Origin of the sequence: Thiohalocapsa sp. (assembly GCF_019695415.1) — a bacterium.
Taxonomy (GTDB): domain Bacteria; phylum Pseudomonadota; class Gammaproteobacteria; order Chromatiales; family Chromatiaceae; genus Thiohalocapsa.
The window spans coordinates 1-3,579 of record NZ_JAIFKJ010000401.1 but is presented as its reverse complement, the minus strand read 5'-3'; the positions used below and the strand labels follow the sequence as shown (position 1 = coordinate 3,579).

The 3,579-nt window shown below is 66.8% G+C and carries 3 protein-coding genes; 2 read left to right on the top strand and 1 reads right to left on the bottom strand.

What is annotated here, in order from left to right:
• Both I6U14_RS11475 and I6U14_RS11470 read left to right on the top strand, forming a co-directional pair.
• A partial coding sequence (locus I6U14_RS11475; protein WP_296899446.1) for a DUF2868 domain-containing protein occupies window positions 1-1,541 on the top strand: 1,541 nt, incomplete at its 5' end.
• Between the two features lie 125 nt (window positions 1,542-1,666).
• Window positions 1,667-3,082, top strand: a complete 1,416-nt coding sequence (locus I6U14_RS11470; RefSeq protein WP_296899448.1) for a GTPase/DUF3482 domain-containing protein — start codon at window positions 1,667-1,669, stop codon at window positions 3,080-3,082.
• A gap of 37 nt (window positions 3,083-3,119) precedes the next feature.
• Here I6U14_RS11470 and I6U14_RS11465 read toward each other — a convergent pair.
• A partial coding sequence (locus tag I6U14_RS11465; RefSeq protein ID WP_296899444.1) for a thiol:disulfide interchange protein DsbA/DsbL occupies window positions 3,120-3,579 on the bottom strand: 460 nt, incomplete at its 5' end.

The window sequence follows — 3,579 nt, the reverse complement described above, 5'->3', positions numbered from 1 at the left end:
GGTACAGCCGCCGCTCGCGGCCCATGCAGGCCGCGGTTCAGGACCTCTCCCTGATCGGGCACCTGCTGAAGCCGCTCTTCGGGGCCGCCGCGCGTTGGGTGCAACGCCAGCGCCTGGCCCACATGCCACCGGACCTCCGTGAGCAGGCCAAGGCGCGGCAAGGGCTGCTGTCCGGCCACTTCGCGCTCTACGGGCCGGCTGCCTACTTGCCCATGCTGATTCCAGCCCAAGTGTTCGGCATCGGCTTCAACGTCGGTGCCATCGTGACAACCATCGCGCTCGAATGGTTCACTGACCTGGCCTTCGGCTGGGGATCTGCGCTCGACATCCAGCCAGGCACCATACACACCTTCGCCCACATCATCGCCCTGCCCTGGTCGTGGCTCTTCGGCGAGGGCCTCGGCGTGCCGACGCTGGCACAGGTGGAGCATACCCGTATCAGCCTCAAAGACCCGCTCTTCATCATGGACGCCGAGCATTTACGCTCCTGGCGCTGGTTCTTGGTGTTGGCGGTCGTCACCTATGGCCTGCTGCCACGGCTCATCCTGCTTGGGGTGTCGCTACTCACGGTGCGGCGTACTCTGGCGGCGCTGCCGTTCACGCACCAGCGCACGCAGGCCCTGTATGCGCGCATGATCACGCCACAGCTGGAGACAGCCGGCGGCAGCGGTCATGGACCCGAGATGCCCATCCCAGGGCCACTCACGCCGGCGAGCGCCCCGCGGGCGGCACCCCCAGAGAAGCCACCGAGAGCCAGCGAGACAAAGCCGACCCCGCGACAACCGGCACCAACCAGCCCGAAGCTGCCGGCCGAGCAGGAGGCCAAACAGCGGCGAGCTCTCTCAACCGACGCTGATGCCACCGCCGACACTGCGGCGCCTACAGCGGCGGCGGAGAAACCGCCCGCAGCCACCACCAAGGCCGAAGCAGCGCCCACGCGGTCTTTGCCCGTAGAGCCACTGACAACCAAGCCCAAACCGCCTACTCGCGGCAAGACACCGGCACCCGAGCCCAAGGGGCAAGCGAAAACTGAGCCGCAGCACAAGCCCGCGCCGGCCGCGCTAAGAAGCGCGCCGCGGTCCACTATCGCACCGGACGCCTGCCTCCTGCTGATGCATGTGGACGTGGCGGATATGCTGGAGCCGCAGGACCACCAGTACCTGCAACAGCTGTTGCACGGCCACTCGGGCTGGCGGGTTGCCGGCTCGGCCACCTTCGGCGGCGGCAGCGCCATGGCCAAACAGGCTCTCGCGATGATTGAGCGAGCTGACTGGCAGGCGGCACCGGCGCGGGTGGCACTGCTCGCCGATGGCTCCCAGCCGCCCATCACCGAGACGCTGCGCTTTCTGCGGGCGGTGCGGGCAGCCGCAGGCGAGCACGCCCAGCTCTTGGTGCTCCTGGTGGGAGATCCCGACGGCAACGACGCCTTGCCGCCACTGCCGGTGTTCGAGTTCCAGGATTGGCAGAGCAAGATCGAGCAGCTGGGCGACCCCTATCTACGGCTGGAGATGCTGGCGGGCCCCGCCGAGGAGGCAGACTGATGGCAACCGCAGGCCGCGTACAGATGCCGCGGCGCCAGGGCCGCGACCAGAGCAGCCCGCAGCGCAAAGGGGCGCCGCCGGCGACTGCCGTCGATGCCACTGGCCAGGTTCCCGTGCTGGCCATTATGGGTCACCCGAATGCGGGCAAATCCTCAGTGGTGGCGACGCTGACGGAAAACGATCACATTGCCATCGACAAACGTGCCGGTACCACGACGACCACAGACGAATATCCGGTCATCATCGACGGCCGCGTGGTGATGATGTTCGTGGATACGCCTGGCTTCCAGAACCCGAGCGACATCCTGGAATGGTTCCAGGCGCATGCGGAGGAAAGCGACCTCGCCGGCGCCTTCGTCGCCGAGCATGGTGATGACCCCATGTTCAGCCACGACTGCGCCCTGCTGCGGCCGGTGGCCCATGGTGCCGGCATCATCCTGGTGGTGGACGGCTCCAAGCGCATCAAGGAGAAGGACCGCACCGAGATGGAGCTCTTACGCCTCACCGGGCGGCCGCGGATGGCGATCCTGAACAACCTCAGTAATGTGTCCAAGCACATGCCGGCCTGGCAGGATGCGCTGAACAAGTCATTCAACTCCGTCAGAGAGTTCAATGCGCACCGAGCCACCTACGCGGAGCGTATCGCACTGCTCGGGGCACTCAAGACCATCGACCAGCGCTGGGAGCCCATGCTCGACGAGACCATCCGCGCCTTCCGCGAGGACTGGGCGAGACGGATCGAGCAGAGCGCTGACACCATCATCCAGCTCATGAAGGACGCCCTGACCAAGCGTGTCACGCGGGTCGTCAAAGTGGACGACATCAAGTCCGACGACCAGCGCGAGGCCATTCAGCAGCAGTTGACTGAAGCCCTGCAGCAAGCGCTGCGTCAGTTGGAGGTGGAGGCGCAGCAGGACATCCGCGGGCACTTCCGGCACAACGTCTGGGATCTGTCCTCCACATCGCTGCTGGCCAAGGACCTGTTCTCAGAAGAGGTGGAGGAGGCCTTGGGGCTTCGGCAGCGTCAGCTCGCCATGGCCGGTGCGGCAGCCGGCGCCGTCTCCGGCGGGGCCATCGACCTCGGCCTCGGCGGTATGTCCTTCGGCACCGGCGCGCTCATCGGCGGCTTAGTAGGCGGCGCCCTGGGCGTGTTGGGCGGCGCAGCACTGGCCAAGGTGGATATTCAGCGCACGCTGGGCGTCGAGCGCTTTTCCATGGGGCCCGTCACCAATCCGCGCTTCCCTTTTGTGCTGCTGGACCGGATCATCCTCTACGCGGCGCGCGCCATGAACTGGGCGCATGGCCGCCAGGCGGCGGACGAGACGGCGCCGAACCGCGTGCCGGACAAAGAGGTCGGGCGCAAGCGCGGCTTCACCGAGGGCCTGAGTGCAGAAGACCACCGCACCCTGGCACGCTTCTTCGCCGCCGCCCGTCGCGGTAAGGACGACAGCCCGCATGAGGACCAGAGCCGCGAGATCATCGTCGGCATTCTGCGCGGGCTTTCCACCAGCAGCGTGGATGACGCCCGAATGGGACTCTGATGCGGGCGACCACGCCGGCGTCGTCGTCTGCGACGCCTCAGCCGGCATCCCCCGCGTCGGTCGCACCCTCCGCTGCGGCGTCGCTCTCGGCATTGGCAGGGGTCTCGATGGCGGCGCCCTCCTCGGCCACTAGGTGGTCAACGACCTGGAACATGCGCGCGTTGCTACCGGTTTGTCTCGCGCTGGTGACGTATTTGCCGTTGACCACGATCGACGGCACACCGTCGACGCCGTAGCGCTGCACCAAATCGGCGGACTTGCGCACCTGCATGTCCACCGGGAAGGAATTGTAGGCGGCGCGGAATTTCTGCTCGTCGATGCCCTGCTCGGCAGCGAACGCGATGATTTGCTCTTCGGTGAATACCTTGCGTTTCTGGTCATGCAGCGCCTTGAACAGCGGTAGATGCAGCTTCTCCAGCTCACCGAGCTGCTCAGCGGCGAAATAGGCCTTGGCGTGCGGCACCCAGCGCGGCGAGGCTGCCGCAGGCAGACGGCGG